Annotated in this window: 12 protein-coding genes and 3 pseudogenes; 7 read left to right on the forward strand and 8 right to left on the reverse strand. The window is 56.6% G+C overall.

Going from position 1 to position 16,754, the window contains the following annotated elements:
• Positions 1-256 precede the first annotated feature (256 nt).
• Positions 257-1,510 (reverse strand): signal recognition particle-docking protein FtsY, encoded by a 1,254-nt coding sequence (gene ftsY / locus HT085_RS09075; RefSeq protein ID WP_003696286.1) that lies wholly within the window; start codon positions 1,508-1,510, stop codon positions 257-259.
• A gap of 145 nt (positions 1,511-1,655) precedes the next feature.
• On the opposite strand from ftsY, the gene msrAB reads away from it, so the two are divergent.
• A complete protein-coding gene (msrAB, locus tag HT085_RS09080) occupies positions 1,656-3,224 on the forward strand; it encodes a bifunctional peptide-methionine (S)-S-oxide reductase MsrA/peptide-methionine (R)-S-oxide reductase MsrB (RefSeq protein ID WP_003694393.1) in 1,569 nt (522 codons plus the stop codon).
• Between the two features lie 83 nt (positions 3,225-3,307).
• On the opposite strand, the gene HT085_RS09085 is transcribed toward msrAB, so the two are convergent.
• The 3 genes from HT085_RS09085 to HT085_RS09095 form a co-directional block, all read right to left on the reverse strand.
• Positions 3,308-3,790: a CinA family protein gene (locus HT085_RS09085; protein ID WP_003694396.1), complete on the reverse strand. Its 483-nt coding sequence runs from the start codon at positions 3,788-3,790 to the stop codon at positions 3,308-3,310.
• 26 nt (positions 3,791-3,816) lie between these two features.
• A complete protein-coding gene (locus HT085_RS09090) occupies positions 3,817-4,665 on the reverse strand; it encodes a mechanosensitive ion channel family protein (protein WP_003687000.1) in 849 nt (282 codons plus the stop codon).
• Positions 4,666-4,758: 93 nt separating this feature from the next.
• Positions 4,759-5,760 carry a thiamine ABC transporter substrate-binding protein gene (locus HT085_RS09095; RefSeq protein WP_003691948.1) on the reverse strand — a complete coding sequence of 334 codons (1,002 nt, stop codon included), beginning with the start codon at positions 5,758-5,760 and terminating at the stop codon, positions 4,759-4,761.
• A gap of 58 nt (positions 5,761-5,818) precedes the next feature.
• On the opposite strand from HT085_RS09095, the pseudogene HT085_RS09100 reads away from it, so the two are divergent.
• The 4 genes and pseudogenes from HT085_RS09100 to HT085_RS09110 all read left to right on the forward strand — a co-directional run bounded on the left by HT085_RS09100 (position 5,819) and on the right by HT085_RS09110 (position 8,628).
• Positions 5,819-6,534 (forward strand): annotated as a pseudogene (locus tag HT085_RS09100) (pyrimidine 5'-nucleotidase).
• Entirely contained in the window at positions 6,527-6,799 is a 273-nt protein-coding gene (locus tag HT085_RS11950) for a hypothetical protein (protein ID WP_003686997.1), read from the forward strand. The pseudogene HT085_RS09100 and the gene HT085_RS11950 overlap by 8 nt, the downstream one beginning before the upstream one ends.
• 54 nt (positions 6,800-6,853) lie before the next feature.
• The gene (gene glmU, locus HT085_RS09105) at positions 6,854-8,224 is read left to right on the forward strand and encodes a bifunctional UDP-N-acetylglucosamine diphosphorylase/glucosamine-1-phosphate N-acetyltransferase GlmU (protein ID WP_003691951.1); all 1,371 of its coding nucleotides are present in this window, start codon (positions 6,854-6,856) and stop codon (positions 8,222-8,224) included.
• 74 nt (positions 8,225-8,298) lie between these two features.
• Positions 8,299-8,628, forward strand: a complete 330-nt coding sequence (locus HT085_RS09110; protein ID WP_003686995.1) for a zinc ribbon domain-containing protein YjdM — start codon at positions 8,299-8,301, stop codon at positions 8,626-8,628.
• A gap of 71 nt (positions 8,629-8,699) precedes the next feature.
• Here HT085_RS09110 and efeB read toward each other — a convergent pair whose 3' ends face one another.
• From efeB to efeU, 3 genes and pseudogenes are all read right to left on the reverse strand, one after another.
• Positions 8,700-9,965, reverse strand: a complete 1,266-nt coding sequence (gene efeB / locus HT085_RS09115; RefSeq protein WP_003691953.1) for an iron uptake transporter deferrochelatase/peroxidase subunit — start codon at positions 9,963-9,965, stop codon at positions 8,700-8,702.
• A 307-nt stretch (positions 9,966-10,272) separates the two neighbouring features.
• Positions 10,273-11,439 (reverse strand): iron uptake system protein EfeO, encoded by a 1,167-nt coding sequence (gene efeO / locus HT085_RS09120; protein WP_003691957.1) that lies wholly within the window; start codon positions 11,437-11,439, stop codon positions 10,273-10,275.
• Positions 11,436-12,255: pseudogene (gene efeU / locus HT085_RS09125) on the reverse strand (iron uptake transporter permease EfeU). Before efeU ends, efeO begins: the two are co-directional and overlap by 4 nt.
• Positions 12,256-12,487: 232 nt before the next feature.
• Between efeU and mltA the strand changes: the two are divergent.
• Complete coding sequence (gene mltA, locus HT085_RS09130; RefSeq protein ID WP_003686988.1) at positions 12,488-13,813, forward strand: murein transglycosylase A; 1,326 nt, start codon at positions 12,488-12,490, stop codon at positions 13,811-13,813.
• A 288-nt stretch (positions 13,814-14,101) separates the two neighbouring features.
• On the opposite strand, the pseudogene HT085_RS09135 reads toward mltA, so the two are convergent.
• Positions 14,102-14,623 (reverse strand): annotated as a pseudogene (locus HT085_RS09135) (hypothetical protein); the annotation flags it as partial.
• A gap of 272 nt (positions 14,624-14,895) precedes the next feature.
• Between HT085_RS09135 and glmS the strand changes: the two are divergent.
• Entirely contained in the window at positions 14,896-16,734 is a 1,839-nt protein-coding gene (glmS, locus tag HT085_RS09140; RefSeq protein WP_003691965.1) for a glutamine--fructose-6-phosphate transaminase (isomerizing), read from the forward strand.
• The last annotated feature ends 20 nt before the right edge of the window (positions 16,735-16,754 follow it).

Below are 16,754 nucleotides of genomic sequence, written 5' to 3' on the forward strand. Positions count from 1 at the left end.
ATACCGATGCCGTCTGAACCTTCAGACGGCATTTTTAATCGCCCGCCGTTTACAGGCGCGGGGCGGGCGCAGTAAAATACCCGAACCGTCATTCCCGACAACACCGTAATCTCGAAACCCGTCATTCCCGCGCAGGCGGAAATCCGGACCCCTGACGCGGCGGGAATCTATCGGAAATAACTGAAACCCCGCGTCCTAGATTCCCACTTCCGTGGGAATGACGGTTCGGTCTGCCGTTTTCGGACGGCATTTCGGCTCAATCCAGCAGTGCGTCCACAAACGCGCGCGCGTCAAACGGGCGCAGGTCGTCTATGCCTTCGCCCACGCCGATGTAGCGGACGGGGACGGGGCGGTCGGAAGCAAGCGCGGCGAGGATGCCGCCTTTTGCCGTGCCGTCGAGTTTGGTAACGATAAGCCCCGTCAGCCCCAATGCGTCGTCAAAGGCTTTGACTTGGTTGACGGCGTTTTGCCCGATATTGGCATCGAGTACGACGATAATTTCGTGCGGCGCGCCGGGAATGGCTTTTTGCAGCACGCGCTTCACTTTTTTGATTTCTTCCATCAAATGAAGCTGCGTGGGCAGGCGGCCGGCGGTGTCGGCAAGCACGATGTCGATCCCGCGCGCTTTGGCGGCTTGGACGGCATCGAAGCACACGGCGGCGGAATCGCCCGTGGTTTGTGAAATGACGGTTACATTGTTGCGCCCGCCCCAAGCCTGAAGCTGCTCACGGGCGGCGGCGCGGAAGGTATCGCCCGCCGCCAGCAATACGGATTTGCCCTGCGCTTGGAAATATTTGGCGAGTTTGCCGATAGACGTGGTTTTGCCCGCGCCGTTGATACCGGCAAGCATAATCACGAAAGGCTCTTTAGTTTCGGGCAAGACCAGCGGTTTTTCCAACGGCTTAATCAGGTCGTACAAGGCTTCTTTCAACGCGCCGCGCAATTCGTTGCCGTCTTTCAGCCCTTTGAGGCTGACGCGGCCGCGCACGTCTTTCATCAGGTATTCGGTGGCCTCCATGCCCATATCGCCGGTAATCAGCACGGTTTCCAGCTCTTCGTACAAATCCTCGCCGATTTGTCCGCCGCCGAACACGCCGGCCAGCGATTTCGCCATTTTGTCGCGTGATTTGGCCAAGCCTTGTTTCAAACGCGCAGCCCAACCGAGCTTGTGTTCTTCAGTTGTCGCAACGGCTTCTTGAACTTGCCCGACAGCCTCGCCGACGGTTTCGGCAACAGCTTCTTTTGCGGATTCAACGCGTTCCGCCGCTTCCCCTGCTTCAGACGGCATCTCGGCAACGGTTTCCTTTACCTGTTCAACCGCACCGCTGACGGTTTCAACGGCAGATTCGGCCCGCCCTTTGACGCTTTCTGCTAAAGATTCGACATCTTCTTTAATATTTCCAACTATTTGAGCAACTTCAGATTCTACTTTTGCTGCGGTTTCCTGAACTTGGGCCTCCTCGAGAGCCGGCGTTTCCTGTTTTTTCTTGCGACGGAAGAAGCTGAACATTGAATTTTCCTTTTAATTTTAGAAACTTGAAATAGGGCGTATTGTAGCGTATTTTGCGCGGCAAGGTTGTCTGAAAATCCGGGCCGTAAGGTTTCGGCATCTCAAACGTCTAATCATGCAAACCGTCCACACAGGAAACATCAAAATGAAACACCGTACTTTCTTTTCCCTTTGCGCCAAGTTCGGCTGCCTGCTTGCGCTGGGCGCTTGTTCGCCCAAAATCGTCGATGCCGGGGCCGCGACCGTGCCGCACACTTTATCCACGTTAAAAACCGCGGACAACCGCCCCGCCAGTGTTTATTTGAAAAAAGACAAACCGACGCTGATTAAATTTTGGGCGAGCTGGTGTCCTTTATGTTTGTCCGAATTGGGACAGGCCGAGAAATGGGCGCAAGATGCAAAATTCAGCTCCGCCAACCTGATTACCGTCGCCTCCCCCGGCTTTTTGCACGAGAAAAAAGACGGCGAGTTTCAAAAATGGTATGCCGGTTTGAACTACCCCAAGCTGCCCGTCGTTACCGACAACGGCGGCACGATCGCCCAAAACCTGAATATCAGCGTTTATCCTTCTTGGGCGTTAATCGGTAAAGACGGCGACGTGCAGCGCATCGTCAAAGGCAGCATCAACGAAGCGCAGGCATTGGCGTTAATCCGCAACCCGAATGCCGATTTGGGCAGTTTGAAACATTCGTTCTACAAACCCGACACTCAGAAAAAGGATTCAGCAATCATGAACACGCGCACCATCTACCTCGCCGGCGGCTGCTTCTGGGGCTTGGAAGCCTATTTCCAACGCATCGACGGCGTGGTTGACGCGGTATCCGGCTACGCCAACGGCAACACGGAAAACCCGAGCTACGAAGACGTGTCCTACCGCCATACGGGTCATGCCGAGACCGTCAAAGTGACCTACGATGCCGACAAACTCAGCCTGGACGACATCCTGCAATATTATTTCCGCGTCGTTGATCCGACCAGCCTCAACAAACAGGGTAACGACACCGGCACGCAATACCGCAGCGGCGTGTACTACACCGACCCCGCCGAAAAAGCCGTCATCGCCGCCGCCCTCAAACGCGAGCAGCAAAAATACCAACTGCCCCTCGTTGTTGAAAACGAACCGCTGAAAAACTTCTACGACGCCGAGGAATACCATCAGGACTACCTGATTAAAAACCCCAACGGCTACTGCCACATCGACATCCGCAAAGCCGACGAACCGCTGCCGGGCAAAACCAAAGCCGCACCGCAAGGCAAAGGCTTCGACGCGGCAACGTATAAAAAACCGAGTGACGCCGAACTCAAACGCACCCTGACCGAAGAGCAATACCAAGTGACCCAAAACAGCGCGACCGAATACGCCTTCAGCCACGAATACGACCATTTGTTCAAACCCGGCATTTATGTGGACGTTGTCAGCGGCGAACCCCTGTTCAGCTCCGCCGACAAATATGATTCCGGCTGCGGCTGGCCGAGCTTCACGCGCCCGATTGATGCAAAATCCGTTACCGAACACGATGATTTCAGCTTCAATATGCGCCGCACCGAAGTCAGAAGCCGCGCCGCCGATTCGCACTTGGGACACGTCTTCCCCGACGGCCCCCGCGACAAAGGCGGACTGCGCTACTGCATCAACGGCGCGAGCTTGAAATTCATCCCGCTGGAACAAATGGACGCGGCAGGCTACGGCGCGTTGAAGGGCAAAGTGAAATAAGCCGCACCGCCGCCTAACCCGGCAAAATGCCGTCTGAAACCTGCAACGTTTCAGACGGCATTTTTTATCCGGCGGGGATTTGTTCAGACAGCATCGCCGCCGTTTTCAACCAGCCCGGCCAACCGTTCCAACGCGAAGGCGACCGCCTGCGCGCGGACGGATTCGCGGTTGCCGTCAAAACGGCGCATTGCTTCGCAACTTCCGCCCGGAAAGGCAAACCCGAACCAAACCGTGCCGACGGGTTTGCTTTCGCCGCCGCCCGGGCCGGCGATGCCGGAAATACCGACGGCGTAATCCGCCTGAGCCACGGCTTTCGCGCCGCGCGCCATCTCATAGACGGTTTGGCGGCTGACCGCGCCGTGTTCGAGCAGGGTTTCGGGCAACACGCCCAAGCGGTATTCTTTGGCTTTGTTGCTGTATGTTACAAAACTCTGGTCGAACCATTGCGAACTGCCTGCAACGCTTGTGAATGCGGCGGCAAGCATTCCGCCCGTGCAGGATTCGGCACAGCTTACGGTTTGACGTTTTTTCGTCAGGTTTCGGGCGATGGTGTGCAACGCGTCCATTTCCCACCCCCCCTTTCAGACGGCGTTTAAGAATTGATGATGTGTATGTCGCGTTGCGGGAACGGGATGTTGATATTGACTTTGCGGAGGTTTTCGACCACTTGTTCGTTCAAGTCGCATTGCAGCGTCCAGCGGTCTGCTTCGTTTGCCCAAGCCCATAATGTGATTTCGATGGCATTGTCGCCCAAGGCGGTGATGTAGGCGGCGGGCTGCCGCTCTTCGTTTTGAACGCTCAAGGGGTGTTCGGCGGCGGCTTTCAACACCGCCTCTTTCGCCACTTTCAAATCGCAGTTGTAATCGACGCCGACTATCACTTGGGCGCGGCAAAGCGGCAGGCTGGAACGGTTGACGATGCTGTTGCCCATCACCACGCTGTTGGGCAGCACGACTTCTTCGTTGTCGGTCGTCCGCAAAGAAGTCTGCACCATTTTGATTTCCCGGACATATCCTTCAAAACCGCCGACACGGATAAAGTCGCCGACTTTGAACGGGCGGAACAGGATAATCAGCGCGCCGGCGGCAAAATTGGACAGCTGGTCTTTTAAGGACAACGCCACCGCCAAACCCGCGCCGCCGATTAAGGCGGTTACGGATGTTGTGGAAACGCCCAACCGTCCCAATGCGGCAATAATCACCAAAATCAATAAGCCGATATTGGCAACATTACACAAAAAACTAATCAGCGTGGCATCGACCTGCGCGCGCGTCATCGCCGCCCTCATCACGGCGACAATGCGTTTCGCCGCCCATTTCCCGACCAAGAAAATAAGCAGCGCGGCGGCAAGGTTCAGCCCGAACGCCCACGCCTTTTCAGCCAGATGCCCCCAACCGGAAACACTGATCAGGTGTAAAAAATCAAATTGTTTGAAGTCCATTGTTTTCCTCTCGATCGAACATCCGCCCCGTGCGGCGTAATCGGCACAGGTGTAAAAATGCCGTCTGAAGCCCTGCGGGGCGGTATGTTTGTTTTATTTCAAAACCGTCCTGATCCAACGGGAAACCCATCCGCGCTGGTTCGCATCAATATCGCGCTGCGCGGGGGCGGTAGTGTGCGCCGGGGCTTGGGCGAAGCGGAACACGTCGGGCAGGCGCGTGTTTTTGACGGCGGGGTAAACCCACATTTCAGACGGAACCGCCTGCTGCACTTCCGGACTTTGCAGCCATTGCACCAGTTTTGCCGCCAGCTTCGGCTGTTTCGCGCCCTTCAAGACCGCCGCGCCTTCGACCTGACGGAATACGCCGCCTTTTAAAAACAGGTTGCCCGTCGGCGGCTCGCTGTATTTGCCTTTGGAAAAATATACTTCCGCCGCAGGGCTGGCGGCATAACCGACCACCAGCGGATACGCGCCGCCGTTGTGCGAAAAGTCGGTGTAATACGCCTCGCTCCAGCCTTTGGCGACCTTCACGCCGTTCTGCCGCATCTGTGCCCACCATTTAAACGCGCCTTCTTCGCCCAGACCGCCGATGTTCGCCATCAGGAAGCCCAAGCCGGGGGAAGATGTGGCGGGGGACGGCACGACCAATAGGTTTTTATATTCGGGGCGGGTCAAATCCTGCAGGGTTTGCGGCAGGGGCAGCTTTTTGCCTTCAAACCATTTTTTGTCGTAATTGACGGACACATAGCCGTAATCGACCGCCAAAGCCGAAGGCAGCCCGACCGCGACGGGGGCGGATTCGGGTTGCGCCGCCGCCAAAATGCCCATTTCCCGCGCCTTGCCGATATTGGCGTTGTCCAAACCGTACACCGCGTCGGCAATCGGGTTGGCTCGGCTCAAAATCAGTTTGTTGAGCATTTCGTTCGCGCCGCCCGCCTGAATAATCGACACTTTCGCATCGTTTGCCCGCTCGAAGCGCGCAATCAGCCCTTTGGGCAGGCTGAACGACTTATGCACCGCCAGCCTGACTTCCGTCTGCGCCTGCAGGTATGCCGAAACCGCCAGCAGCGGCAGCAGCCAAATTTTCCGTTTCATTCCGAGTCTTCCTTTATTCGCTGTAAAATAACATTCTAACAAATTTTCACGGTTCAAAATGCAAGAAAACCCGACCGTGTGGCTGTTCGACCTCGACAACACGCTGCACGATGCCGACGCAGGCATCTTCCACCTCATCAACCGCGCTATGACGCGCTATATGGCACGCCGCCTCAAACTCTCCGAATCCGCCGCGTCCGACCTGCGTCAAGACTATTGGCACCGTTACGGCGCAACGCTCGCCGGACTGCAAATCCACCATCCCGAAATCGACATTGCGGAATTTTTACGCGAAAGCCATCCGATCGATGCAATCCTGACCAGGCTGCACGGCATGGCGGATACGGAAAACACCCTATGCCGTCTGAACGGGCGCAAGGCGGTTTTTTCCAACGGCCCGTCGTTTTACGTCCGTGCCGTTGCCGGCGCACTCGGTTTGGAAAACTGTTTCGACGCACTGTTCGGCACGGATGATTTCGGACTGCTGTACAAACCCAATCCGCAAGCGTATCTCAATGTCTGCCGCCTGTTGGACGTACCGCCCGAATGCTGCATTATGGTGGACGACAGCGCGGACAACCTCCATCAGGCAAAAGCATTGGGCATGAAAACCGTCCGGTTCGGTGCAAAATCCCACACGCCGCCCTTTATCGATGCCTCCGTAAGCGATATGGCGCAACTGGCACGGTATGCAGAAACTTTGTCAGAACGCCGCCAAAATCATTACAATACCCGCACCCCCCCCCCGAAAATACGAAAGAATGCTATGCGTAAAACCTTCCTTATCCTGACCGTCTCCGCCGCCCTTTTGTCGGGCTGCGCGTGGGAAACTTATCAAGACGGCAACGGCAAAACCGCCGTCCGTCAAAAATATCCCGCCGGCACGCCCGTTTATTACCAAGACGGCAGCTACTCGAAAAATATGAACTACAACCAATACCGTCCCGAACGCCGCGCCGTGCTGCCCGACCAAACCGGCAACAACGCCGACGAAGAGCATCGCCAACACTGGCAAAAACCAAAGTTTCAAAACCGATAAACCTACCCTATGCCGTCTGAAACCGCTTCAGACGGCATGGCACAGGAAAACGCTATGCCGCAAAACACTTTAAACACCGTCATCCTCTCCGCCGGCAAAGGCACGCGCATGTATTCCCAAATGCCCAAAGTGCTGCACTGCATCGGCGGCAAGCCCATGGTCGAGCGCGTTATCGACACCGCCGCCGCGCTGAATCCGCAAAACATCTGCGTCGTCGTCGGACACGGCAAAGAGCAAGTTTTAGACACTGTCAAACGCGATGCCGTCTGGGTCGAACAAACCGAACAACTCGGCACCGGCCACGCCGTCAAAACCGCCCTGCCCCACCTTGCCTCCGAAGGCCGCACGCTGGTGTTGTACGGCGACGTTCCTTTAATTGACGTTGAAACCCTCGAAACCCTGCTCGAAGCCGCAGGCAACGAAGTCGGGCTGTTGACCGACGTGCCCGCCGACCCGACAGGCTTGGGGCGCATCATCCGCGACGGCAGCGGCAGCGTAACCGCCATTGTCGAAGAAAAAGACGCAAGTGCCACCCAAAAAACCATCCGCGAAATCAACACAGGCATCCTCGTCCTGCCCAACGCCAAACTGGAAAACTGGCTGAACAGCCTTTCCAGCAACAATGCCCAAGGCGAATATTATTTAACCGACCTCATCGCCAAAGCCGTTGCCGACGGCATCAAAGTCCGCCCCGTCCGAGTGCGCGCCTCCCACCTCGCCGCCGGCGTGAACAATAAACGCCAGCTCGCCGAACTCGAACGCATCTTCCAAACCGAACAGGCGCAAGAATTGCTCAAAGCAGGCGTGACCCTGCGCGATCCGGCGCGTTTCGATTTGCGGGGCCGTCTGAAACACGGACAGGATGTCGTGATTGACGTCAACGTCGTCATCGAAGGTGAAGTCGAACTCGGCGACAACGTCGAAATCGGCGCAAACTGCGTCATCAAAAACGCCAAAATCGGCGCAAACAGCAAAATCGCCCCCTTCTCCCACCTCGAAGGCTGCGAAGTCGGCGAAAACAACCGAATCGGCCCGTACGCCCGTTTGCGTCCGCAAGCCAAACTGGCTGACAATGTACACGTCGGCAACTTCGTCGAAATCAAAAACGCCGCCATCGGCAAAGGCACCAAAGCCAACCACCTCACCTACATAGGCGATGCCGAAGTCGGCAGCAAAACCAACTTCGGCGCGGGCACGATTATTGCCAACTACGACGGCGTGCACAAACACAAAACCGTCATCGGCGACGAAGTGCGCATCGGTTCGAACTGCGTACTGGTTGCCCCTGTAACACTGGGCAACAAAGTAACCACAGGCGCAGGCAGCGCGATTACCCGCAATATCGAAGACAACAAACTCGCCCTCGCCCGCGCCCGCCAAACCGTCATCGAAGGCTGGGTAAGGCCGGAAAAAGACAAACAATAAAGCCGTGCCGTCTGAAGCCGGTTTCAGGTTTCAGACGGCATCCCAAAACAAACATCCGATAAGGACGGCAAACCATGTCATTACCCCCTTGCCCGCAATGCGCCTCCGAATACACCTATGAAGACGGCGGACAATACATCTGCCCCGAATGCGCCCACGAATGGAATGAAACCGAATCCGCCGCCGACCTTGCGGCTCAAGTGCGCGATGCCAACGGCGCGGCGCTGCAAAACGGCGACACCGTCATCCTCATCAAAGACCTCAAGGTAAAAGGCAGTTCGATGACGATCAAACAAGGTACGAAGGTCAAAGGCATACGCCTGCAGGAAGGCGATCACAACATCGGCTGCAAAATCGACGGCAGCGCGATGAATTTAAAATCCGAATTCGTCAAAAAAGCCTGACCGTCCAAACAGTAAAATCCCGTCCGAACCCGTTTGGCAAGGTTCGGACGGCATTTGTCCGTCAGGCAGGTTTATACGCCCGGCAGCCCTTGTCCCAAGAATCCGCCTTTTCCCACGCCGGGCAAGACGAAGAAATAGCCGCCGCCGAAGGGGCTGATGTATTCTTCCAGCGGTTCGCCGTTGAGGAGGTTTTGCACGAAGATGAAACCGTCGGCAAGATTTGCCTGATAGCAGACGAACACCAGCCCGACATCAAGCTGTCCGCTTGAGGCGGGTCCGCGAGAATAGTTGTAGGCGCGGCGGAAGAGGCGGTGTTTTTTGAGGAATTCGGGATCGCGCGGATTCGCCAGGCGCATATGGCTGTCTTTGGGCGTGGTATTACCCTCGGGGTCTTTGGCGAAATCCGGTTGGTCGGCTTCTTTTTTGCCGTCCATCGGCGCCCCGCTGTATTTTCGCCGCCCGAAAATGTCGGTTTGCTCTTGAAGCGGCGTCCTGCCCCAAAACTCGACAAAGCGGCGGATAAGGCGGACTGCCTGATAGCTGCCGTTTTTCGCCCACTCCGGTTCGTCGAGGCTGTTGGCGGCCACGCCCGTCCATAAAACCTCGTCGGCGGTTTTGGGATCGGAAACCTTGGGGTTGCCCGTGCCGTCTCGGAAGCCCAACAGGTTGCGCGCCGCCATCGCGCCGGGTTCGGATTTAGGCTGCCACCCGTCGATACTCCAGCGGATGACGGCGGTTTGGGCGGTGTGTTTGATGATGTCGCGCAGGGCGGCTTGGCAGGTTTCGGGGGTGAAGGCGCAGATTTGCAGGCTCAAATCGCCGTCGCACCAGCTTTTTTGCAGCTTATCGTTGGGGAAGTCGCGCATTTCCTGCAAATGAACCGTTTTTTTGTCTTTGAGTCCGAACCGGCCGTCAAACAGGCTGCTGCCCACCCCCACGGTAACGGTCAATCCGTCGGGGTTGAAGGCTTTGCCCAAAATGCCGCTGCCGGCTGACGGGAGTTTGTCGTCGCCGTCTTGGTATTCTCCGCCTTGGGTGAGAAACTCGATGCGGGCGGTCAGTGTGCGGAACAGGTTTTCCAGCTGCTTGGCACTTTGCGCGGTTACGTCGAAGGCGCACATAATGGAAAACGCCTGCCGCGGCGTAACGATACCTGCCTGATGTTCGCCGTAGCAGGGATAGGCTTGGGGCGAGTGTTGGCTTTCGGCGGTGCGTTCGGCGGTTTCGCCCTGTTTTTTGCCGCCGAAATAACCTCCGATTGCGCCGATTGCGCCGACGGCAAGGGCGGTTTTGAACAGATTGCGTTTGGTCGGTTGTGCGGGTTGGTTTTGACTCATGGCGTTTCCTTCAATATCCGTGCAGCAGGGTGGGCATCCCTGCACGCCGTTTTTCCATTAACCGATAGCGGCGGTCTGAAAGCCCGCCCTGCAACATATGGCGGATATAGCGGATTAACAAAAATCAGGACAAGGCGGCGGGCCGCAGGCAGTACAAATGGTACGGAACCGATCCGCCCGGTGCTTGGGCGCCTTAGGGAACCGTTCCCTTTGAGCCGGGGCGGGGCAACGCCGTACCGGTTTTTGTTAATCCGCTATAAAACTTCAGACGGTATCTGCCGCCAAATACCGTCTGAACGCTTGCGGCTTATTTCAAGCCGAGTATGCCGCGAAGTTGGGCAAGGTCTTCGGCAAGCGCGTTAATAGGAGCCTGTAATGCTTTGCGGTCGGCTTCGCTCAGCTTGTCGTAGGTTTCAAAACCGTCTTTGGTGCGGTATTTCGCCAGAATTTCGTTGACCTGTTTGAAGTTGGTATCGGTTTTTTCCAACAAGGCTTTGTTTTTGGCCTCAATCAACGGACGGAACAAATCGACGATTTTTTTAGATCCGTCCGCATTAGCTTGGAAGTCGCTCAAATCGGTGTGGCTGTAACGGTCTTCTTCGCCGCTGATTTTACTGCCCGCCGCTTCTTCAATCAGTTCGGACGCGCCGCCGACCACCTTGCCCGGAGGGAACGCCAATGCGTCGATTTCTTTTTGCAGGGCTTCGACATCGGTCATCAGTTTGGCCGCGGTTTCCTTCACGCCGGATACGTCTTTTTCCACCCAAAGGGCGTGTTCGATACGGTGGAAGCCGGTAAATCCGGCATCTTTCGCGCCGTCTTTGAAGTCGTCTTCACGCGCATCGATGACGGGGTCGAGTTCGCTGAAAAGCTCGGCAATCGGTTCGATGCGTTCGTAATGGACGCGGGTGGCGGCAAACAGGGATTTCGCCTTTTCAATGTCGCCTGCTTTGACGGCTTCGGTAAAGGTTTTGGTTTTCGCCGCCAGCTCTTTAACCTCGCCTTGAACGTAGGCTTTATAGTCGGCGAGCGGTTGGGGCAGTTTTTCCAAATCCGCTTCGTTGGCGGTGTCTTTAAAGCCGCTGTCGGCTACCACCAGCTTGCCGCGCGGATTGGTCAAAAGGCCGCAGGTCATTTCGTATTCGCCCGGCAGCAGGGTTACGGTCATTTTGTCGGAAAGCCCCGGGGCGATATTTTCGCGTTCGTCCACCACCATCACGCCCTTCAGGATTTCCCATTCGAGCTTGCGGCCGCTGTTGTTTTTAATATTGAACACAACCTGTCCGCTCGGCACGGTCAGATTCATCGGTTCGCAGGCATTGTCGTTGACGGCGATACCGACCGAACCGCCTTCGTTGGCGGATTGGGTCTCACCGGACGCGGCCGGCGCGGCTTTCTCCGCCTCCGGCGGCTGGCACGCGGTCAAACCCAAGGCAAGCATCACGGACAATGCGGTCAAATTGAATTTTCTCATTTCAATTCCTCTTTACGGGTTAAAGTTTCAGACGGCCTGCTGCCGCGCAAAAACCAAATCATGACGGGAATAAGGTACAGCAGCCAAACCAAGGCCCCGCCCTGCGCCGGATGGTCGGTATAGCCGAAAAATCCGCCGAGCAGCACACCCAACGGACTGTCTTCGTGCAAATATTTTGATGGGTCCAACACAATGTCCTGAAGCGCGTTCCAAATGCCTGCCTCATGCAGCGCACGCAGCGAGCCGGCAAGCAGACCGGCGGCAACGATAATCAGAAACGCCCCCGTCCAACGGAAAAACTTCGCCAGATTCAGGCGCATCCCGCCCTGATAAATCAACGCGCCAATCACGGCGGCAGCCAAAACCCCCGCTACCGCGCCGGCCGGCATCTGCCACGTCGGGCTCTGTTTGAATACGGCAAGCAGGAAAAAAACGCTCTCCAAACCTTCGCGCGCCACGGCAAGAAACGCCATACCGACCAAGGCCCATCCTTGACCGCTGCCACGGTTCAAAGCCGCCTGTACAGAATCCCGAAGCTGCCGCTTCATCGAACGCGCCGCCTTTTTCATCCATAAAACCACACAAGTCAGCATCGCGACGGCAACCAAACCGATAATGCCGACGACGAACTCCTGCTGCTTCCGGGGAATCTCGCCCGTTGCCGAATGGATGCCGTATCCGATGCCCAAACACATCAAAGAAGCAAGGACGACCCCGAACCAGACCTTAGGCATCAGTTTTTGAATGTCCGGACTGTTTCAAAAAACCGGCAACGATGCCGACGATGAGCGCGGCTTCGATACCCTCGCGCAACATAATTAAAAAAGCGACCAGCGTAAACGCGAATGAACAAGGATGATTAATAATATATTATCGGAATATTTTCATTACTTGCAAATACAAATGCAAGTTATTTTTATCTGCATTGCCGCGTGGCGGAAAGTTCCGCAGGCTGCGGCTGCGCCCTGTGTTAAAATCCCCTCTCCCCGGCTACCGCAACGCCGCCCGAAACCATCTTTTTTTATTACTGACGACAACATTGTCCATTATGAAAAAACACCTGCTCCGCTCCGCCCTGTACGGCATCGCCGCCGCCATCCTCGCCGCCTGCCAAAGCAGGAGCATCCAAACCTTTCCGCAACCCGACACATCCGTCATCAACGGCCCGGACCGGCCGGCCGGCATCCCCGACCCCGCCGGAACGACGGTTGCCGGCGGCGGGGCCGTCTATACCGTTGTGCCGCACCTGTCCATGCCCCACTGGGCGGCGCAGGATTTTGCCAAAAGCCTGCAATCCTTCCGCCTCGGCTGCGCCAATTTGAAAAACCGCCAAGGCTGGCAGGATGTGTGCGCCCAAGCCTTTCAAACCCCCATCCATTCCTTTCAGGCAAAGCGGTTTTTTGAACGCTATTTCACGCCTTGGCAGGTTGCAGGCAACGGAAGCCTTGCAGGTACGGTTACCGGCTATTACGAACCGGTGCTGAAGGGCGACGGCAGGCGGACGGAACGGGCCCGCTTCCCGATTTACGGCATTCCCGACGATTTTATCTCCGTCCCCCTGCCTGCCGGTTTGCGGGGCGGGAAAGCCCTTGTCCGCATCAGGCAGACGGGAAAAAACAGCGGCACAATCGACAATGCCGGCGGCACGCATACCGCCGACCTTTCCCAATTCCCCATTACCGCGCGCACAACGGCAATCAAGGGCAGGTTTGAAGGAAGCCGCTTCCTCCCCTACCACACGCGCAACCAAATCAACGGCGGCGCGCTTGACGGCAAAGCCCCGATACTCGGTTACGCCGAAGACCCCGTCGAACTTTTTTTCATGCACATACAAGGCTCGGGCCGTCTGAAAACCCCGTCCGGCAAATACATCCGCATCGGCTATGCCGACAAAAACGAGCATCCGTATGTTTCCATCGGACGCTATATGGCGGACAAAGGCTACCTCAAGCTCGGGCAAACCTCCATGCAGGGCATTAAGTCATATATGCGGCAAAACCCGCACAAACTCGCCGAAGTTTTGGGTCAAAACCCCAGCTATATCTTTTTCCGCGAGCTTGCCGGAAGCGGCAATGAGGGCCCCGTCGGCGCACTGGGCACGCCGCTGATGGGGGAATACGCCGGCGCAATCGACCGGCACTACATTACCTTGGGCGCGCCCTTATTTGTCGCCACCGCCCATCCGGTTACCCGCAAAGCCCTCAACCGCCTGATTATGGCGCAGGATACAGGCAGCGCGATCAAAGGCGCGGTGCGCGTGGATTATTTTTGGGGTTACGGCGACGAAGCCGGCGAACTTGCCGGCAAACAGAAAACCACAGGATACGTCTGGCAGCTCCTGCCCAACGGCATGAAGCCCGAATACCGCCCGTGAACCGGCAAAACAATGCCGTCCGAAGCCCGTCCCTAGCCAATCGGGCGCATTAAGGCGAAGTTTTGCGATACCGCAGGCACAAGCCGGCCGGTCGGACAAAACGCCTTTCTTATTTGACGGAATGGATTTCCGCCCGAACGGAAATCCCCCTTGCAAACGGACAGAATCGGACGGGTATTCAAACGCATCCGAACAAAAAAAGGCGGACATTCCCGCCCGCCCGTACCGGTATGGAAACCACGCGTCCGATTCGGACGGCGGCATCCTCCCGGTTGTCCCCTGCCAAAGCAACAATGCCGGGGTTCTGCCGTTGCATTTGATTTCTTTTTCCAATTCGTCAAACTCGGCTTCAAACCGCCGTTTCAATTGCTCGATCGCCGCCTGACGCTGCTGATACGTTTGGTTTGACGGCAACGCATTTCGCGCGTCGAGGTATGCCTGTGCCGTTTGTCCGCACTTTTTCTGGTGGGCGATGATTTTGTCCTTCATCGCCGCATCGGTTTTCACATACCGCCTGCGTTCGACATACAGCTCTTTCCCGTCGTCGGAAAGTTTGATCGGGATTTCCCCTATCCCCGTGTTTATCGAAAGCGCGCCGTCTTTTTCAGACAAAAGCAAAGACTCCTCCTTGCCTGTAAACACGTTGATTTTATTAAGGAAGTAATTGCCTTTTTCTTTTTTGACGGCAATCACGCCCTCTTTTTTGTCCGACTTTTCGCGCCAATAACCCTCGTAACCGCCGGCATCCTTGCCGCAGCCCGCCAACACCGCCGCCACGCCGACGGCCAAAAGCATTTGTTTCATTTCCATACTCCGTTAACATTAAGACCGGGCGGGTATATTGTTTTTTTTTCAGCTTGTTAATATTGATTTGCAAAAACTATAAACCGGCGGCAGGCAATGCCGTCTGAACGCCCATCCCGGTCAGGCGGGGAAATCCCTCCCTTTTTTGAGCAAGCCCAAGCCTTCAGACGGCATTTTGCTGTTTTCCGGCGCGGGAGGCGGTTTATAATCCGAAACGGAAGGTGCGGTACGGAAGCCGTCCGCATCTTTTTTTTCAACCGGATACTAAGGAACAGTTTATGTGCGGTATCGTCGGCGCCATCCGCGCCCATCACAACGTCGTCGATTTTCTGACCGACGGCCTCAAACGCCTCGAATACCGGGGTTATGACTCATCAGGCATTGCTGTGTATTCAGACGGCAAAATCAAACGCGTGCGCCGCGTCGGACGCGTGCAGCTTATGGAGGACGCGGCACGCGAAAAAGGCATCAGCGGCGGCATCGGCATCGGGCATACGCGCTGGGCGACACACGGCGGCGTTACCGAGCCGAACGCCCACCCGCACATCAGCGGCGGTATGATTGCCGTCGTCCACAACGGCATCATCGAAAACTTTGAAAGCGAACGCAAACGCTTGGAAGGTTTGGGATACCGGTTTGAATCGCAAACGGATACCGAAGTCATCGCACACAGCATCAACCACGAATACGCGCAAAACGGCGGCAGGCTGTTTGAAGCCGTGCAGGAAGCGGTCAAACGTTTCCACGGCGCATACGCCATCGCGGTTATTGCCCAAGACAAGCCTGATGAATTAGTTGTGGCGCGTATGGGCTGCCCGCTTTTGGTCGCTTTGGGCGACGATGAAACCTTTATCGCTTCGGACGTATCCGCCGTCATCGCCTTTACGCGCCGCGTGGCGTACCTCGAAGACGGCGACATCGCGCTGCTGGCTTCAGACGGCATCAAACGGCTGACCGATAAAAACGGCCTGCCTGCCGAACGCAAAGTCAAGGTATCCGAACTCTCGCCCGCCTCTTTGGAACCGGGTCCGCACAGCCACTTTATGCAAAAAGAAATCCACGAGCAGCCGCGCGCGATTGCGGACACGGCGGAAGTTTTCCTCGACGGCGGATTCATCCCCGAAAACTTCGGCAAAAACGCCAAAAGCGTGTTTGAAAGCATCCGCAGCGTCAAAATCCTTGCCTGCGGCACGTCCTATTACGCCGCGCTGACCGCCAAATATTGGTTGGAATCCATCGCCAAAATCCCGGCCGACGTCGAAATCGCAAGCGAATACCGGTACCGCAGCGTGATTGCCGACCCCGACCAACTGGTCATTACCATTTCCCAATCCGGCGAAACGCTGGACACGATGGAGGCTTTGAAATACGCCAAATCTTTGGGACACCGCCACAGCCTCTCCGTCTGCAACGTGATGGAATCCGCCCTGCCGCGCGAAAGCAGCCTTGTGCTTTATACCCGTGCCGGCGCGGAAATCGGCGTCGCCTCGACTAAAGCATTTACCACGCAACTGGTCGTGCTGTTCGGTTTGGCGGTAACGCTGGCGAAAGTGCGCGGCGTGGTATCCGGCGAAGATGAAGCACGTTACACCGAAGAACTCCGCCAGCTTCCCGGCAGCGTGCAGCACGCTTTGAACCTCGAACCGCAAATTGCCGCTTGGGCGCAACAGTTTGCCAAGAAAACCAGCGCGCTGTTTTTGGGGCGCGGCATCCATTACCCGATTGCCCTTGAAGGTGCGTTGAAGCTAAAGGAAATCACCTACATCCACGCCGAAGCCTATCCTGCCGGCGAACTGAAACACGGGCCGCTTGCCTTGGTGGACGAAAACATGCCCGTCGTCGTCATCGCGCCCAACGACAGCCTGTTGGACAAAGTCAAAGCCAATATGCAGGAAGTCGGCGCGCGCGGCGGCGAACTTTTCGTCTTTGCCGACCTCGACAGCAATTTTAATGCCGCCGAAGGCGTGCACGTTATCCGCGCACCTCGCCACGTCGGCGAACTGTCCCCCGTCGTGCATACCGTCCCCGTGCAGCTCCTCGCCTACCACACCGCCCTCGCGCGCGGCACGGATGTGGACAAGCCGCGCAACCTGGCGAAATCCGTAACCGTCGAATAAATCCCGCCGGTTGGCAAAAA

The organism is Neisseria gonorrhoeae, from assembly GCF_013030075.1.
Classification (GTDB): domain Bacteria; phylum Pseudomonadota; class Gammaproteobacteria; order Burkholderiales; family Neisseriaceae; genus Neisseria; species Neisseria gonorrhoeae.

Bases quoted from the DNA above. Each gene is read 5' to 3' on its own strand.
- HT085_RS09110 (WP_003686995.1), top strand. From the start codon at position 8,299: ATGTCATTACCCCCTTGCCCGCAATGCGCCTCCGAATACACCTATGAA.
- efeO (WP_003691957.1), bottom strand. From the start codon at position 11,439: ATGAGAAAATTCAATTTGACCGCATTGTCCGTGATGCTTGCCTTGGGT.
- glmU (WP_003691951.1), top strand. From the start codon at position 6,854: ATGCCGCAAAACACTTTAAACACCGTCATCCTCTCCGCCGGCAAAGGC.
- HT085_RS09085 (WP_003694396.1), bottom strand. From the start codon at position 3,790: ATGGACGCGTTGCACACCATCGCCCGAAACCTGACGAAAAAACGTCAA.
- mltA (WP_003686988.1), top strand. From the start codon at position 12,488: ATGAAAAAACACCTGCTCCGCTCCGCCCTGTACGGCATCGCCGCCGCC.
- msrAB (WP_003694393.1), top strand. From the start codon at position 1,656: ATGAAACACCGTACTTTCTTTTCCCTTTGCGCCAAGTTCGGCTGCCTG.
- efeB (WP_003691953.1), bottom strand. From the start codon at position 9,965: ATGAGTCAAAACCAACCCGCACAACCGACCAAACGCAATCTGTTCAAA.
- HT085_RS09095 (WP_003691948.1), bottom strand. From the start codon at position 5,760: ATGAAACGGAAAATTTGGCTGCTGCCGCTGCTGGCGGTTTCGGCATAC.
- glmS (WP_003691965.1), top strand. From the start codon at position 14,896: ATGTGCGGTATCGTCGGCGCCATCCGCGCCCATCACAACGTCGTCGAT.
- ftsY (WP_003696286.1), bottom strand. From the start codon at position 1,510: ATGTTCAGCTTCTTCCGTCGCAAGAAAAAACAGGAAACGCCGGCTCTC.
- HT085_RS09090 (WP_003687000.1), bottom strand. From the start codon at position 4,665: ATGGACTTCAAACAATTTGATTTTTTACACCTGATCAGTGTTTCCGGT.
- HT085_RS11950 (WP_003686997.1), top strand. From the start codon at position 6,527: ATGCGTAAAACCTTCCTTATCCTGACCGTCTCCGCCGCCCTTTTGTCG.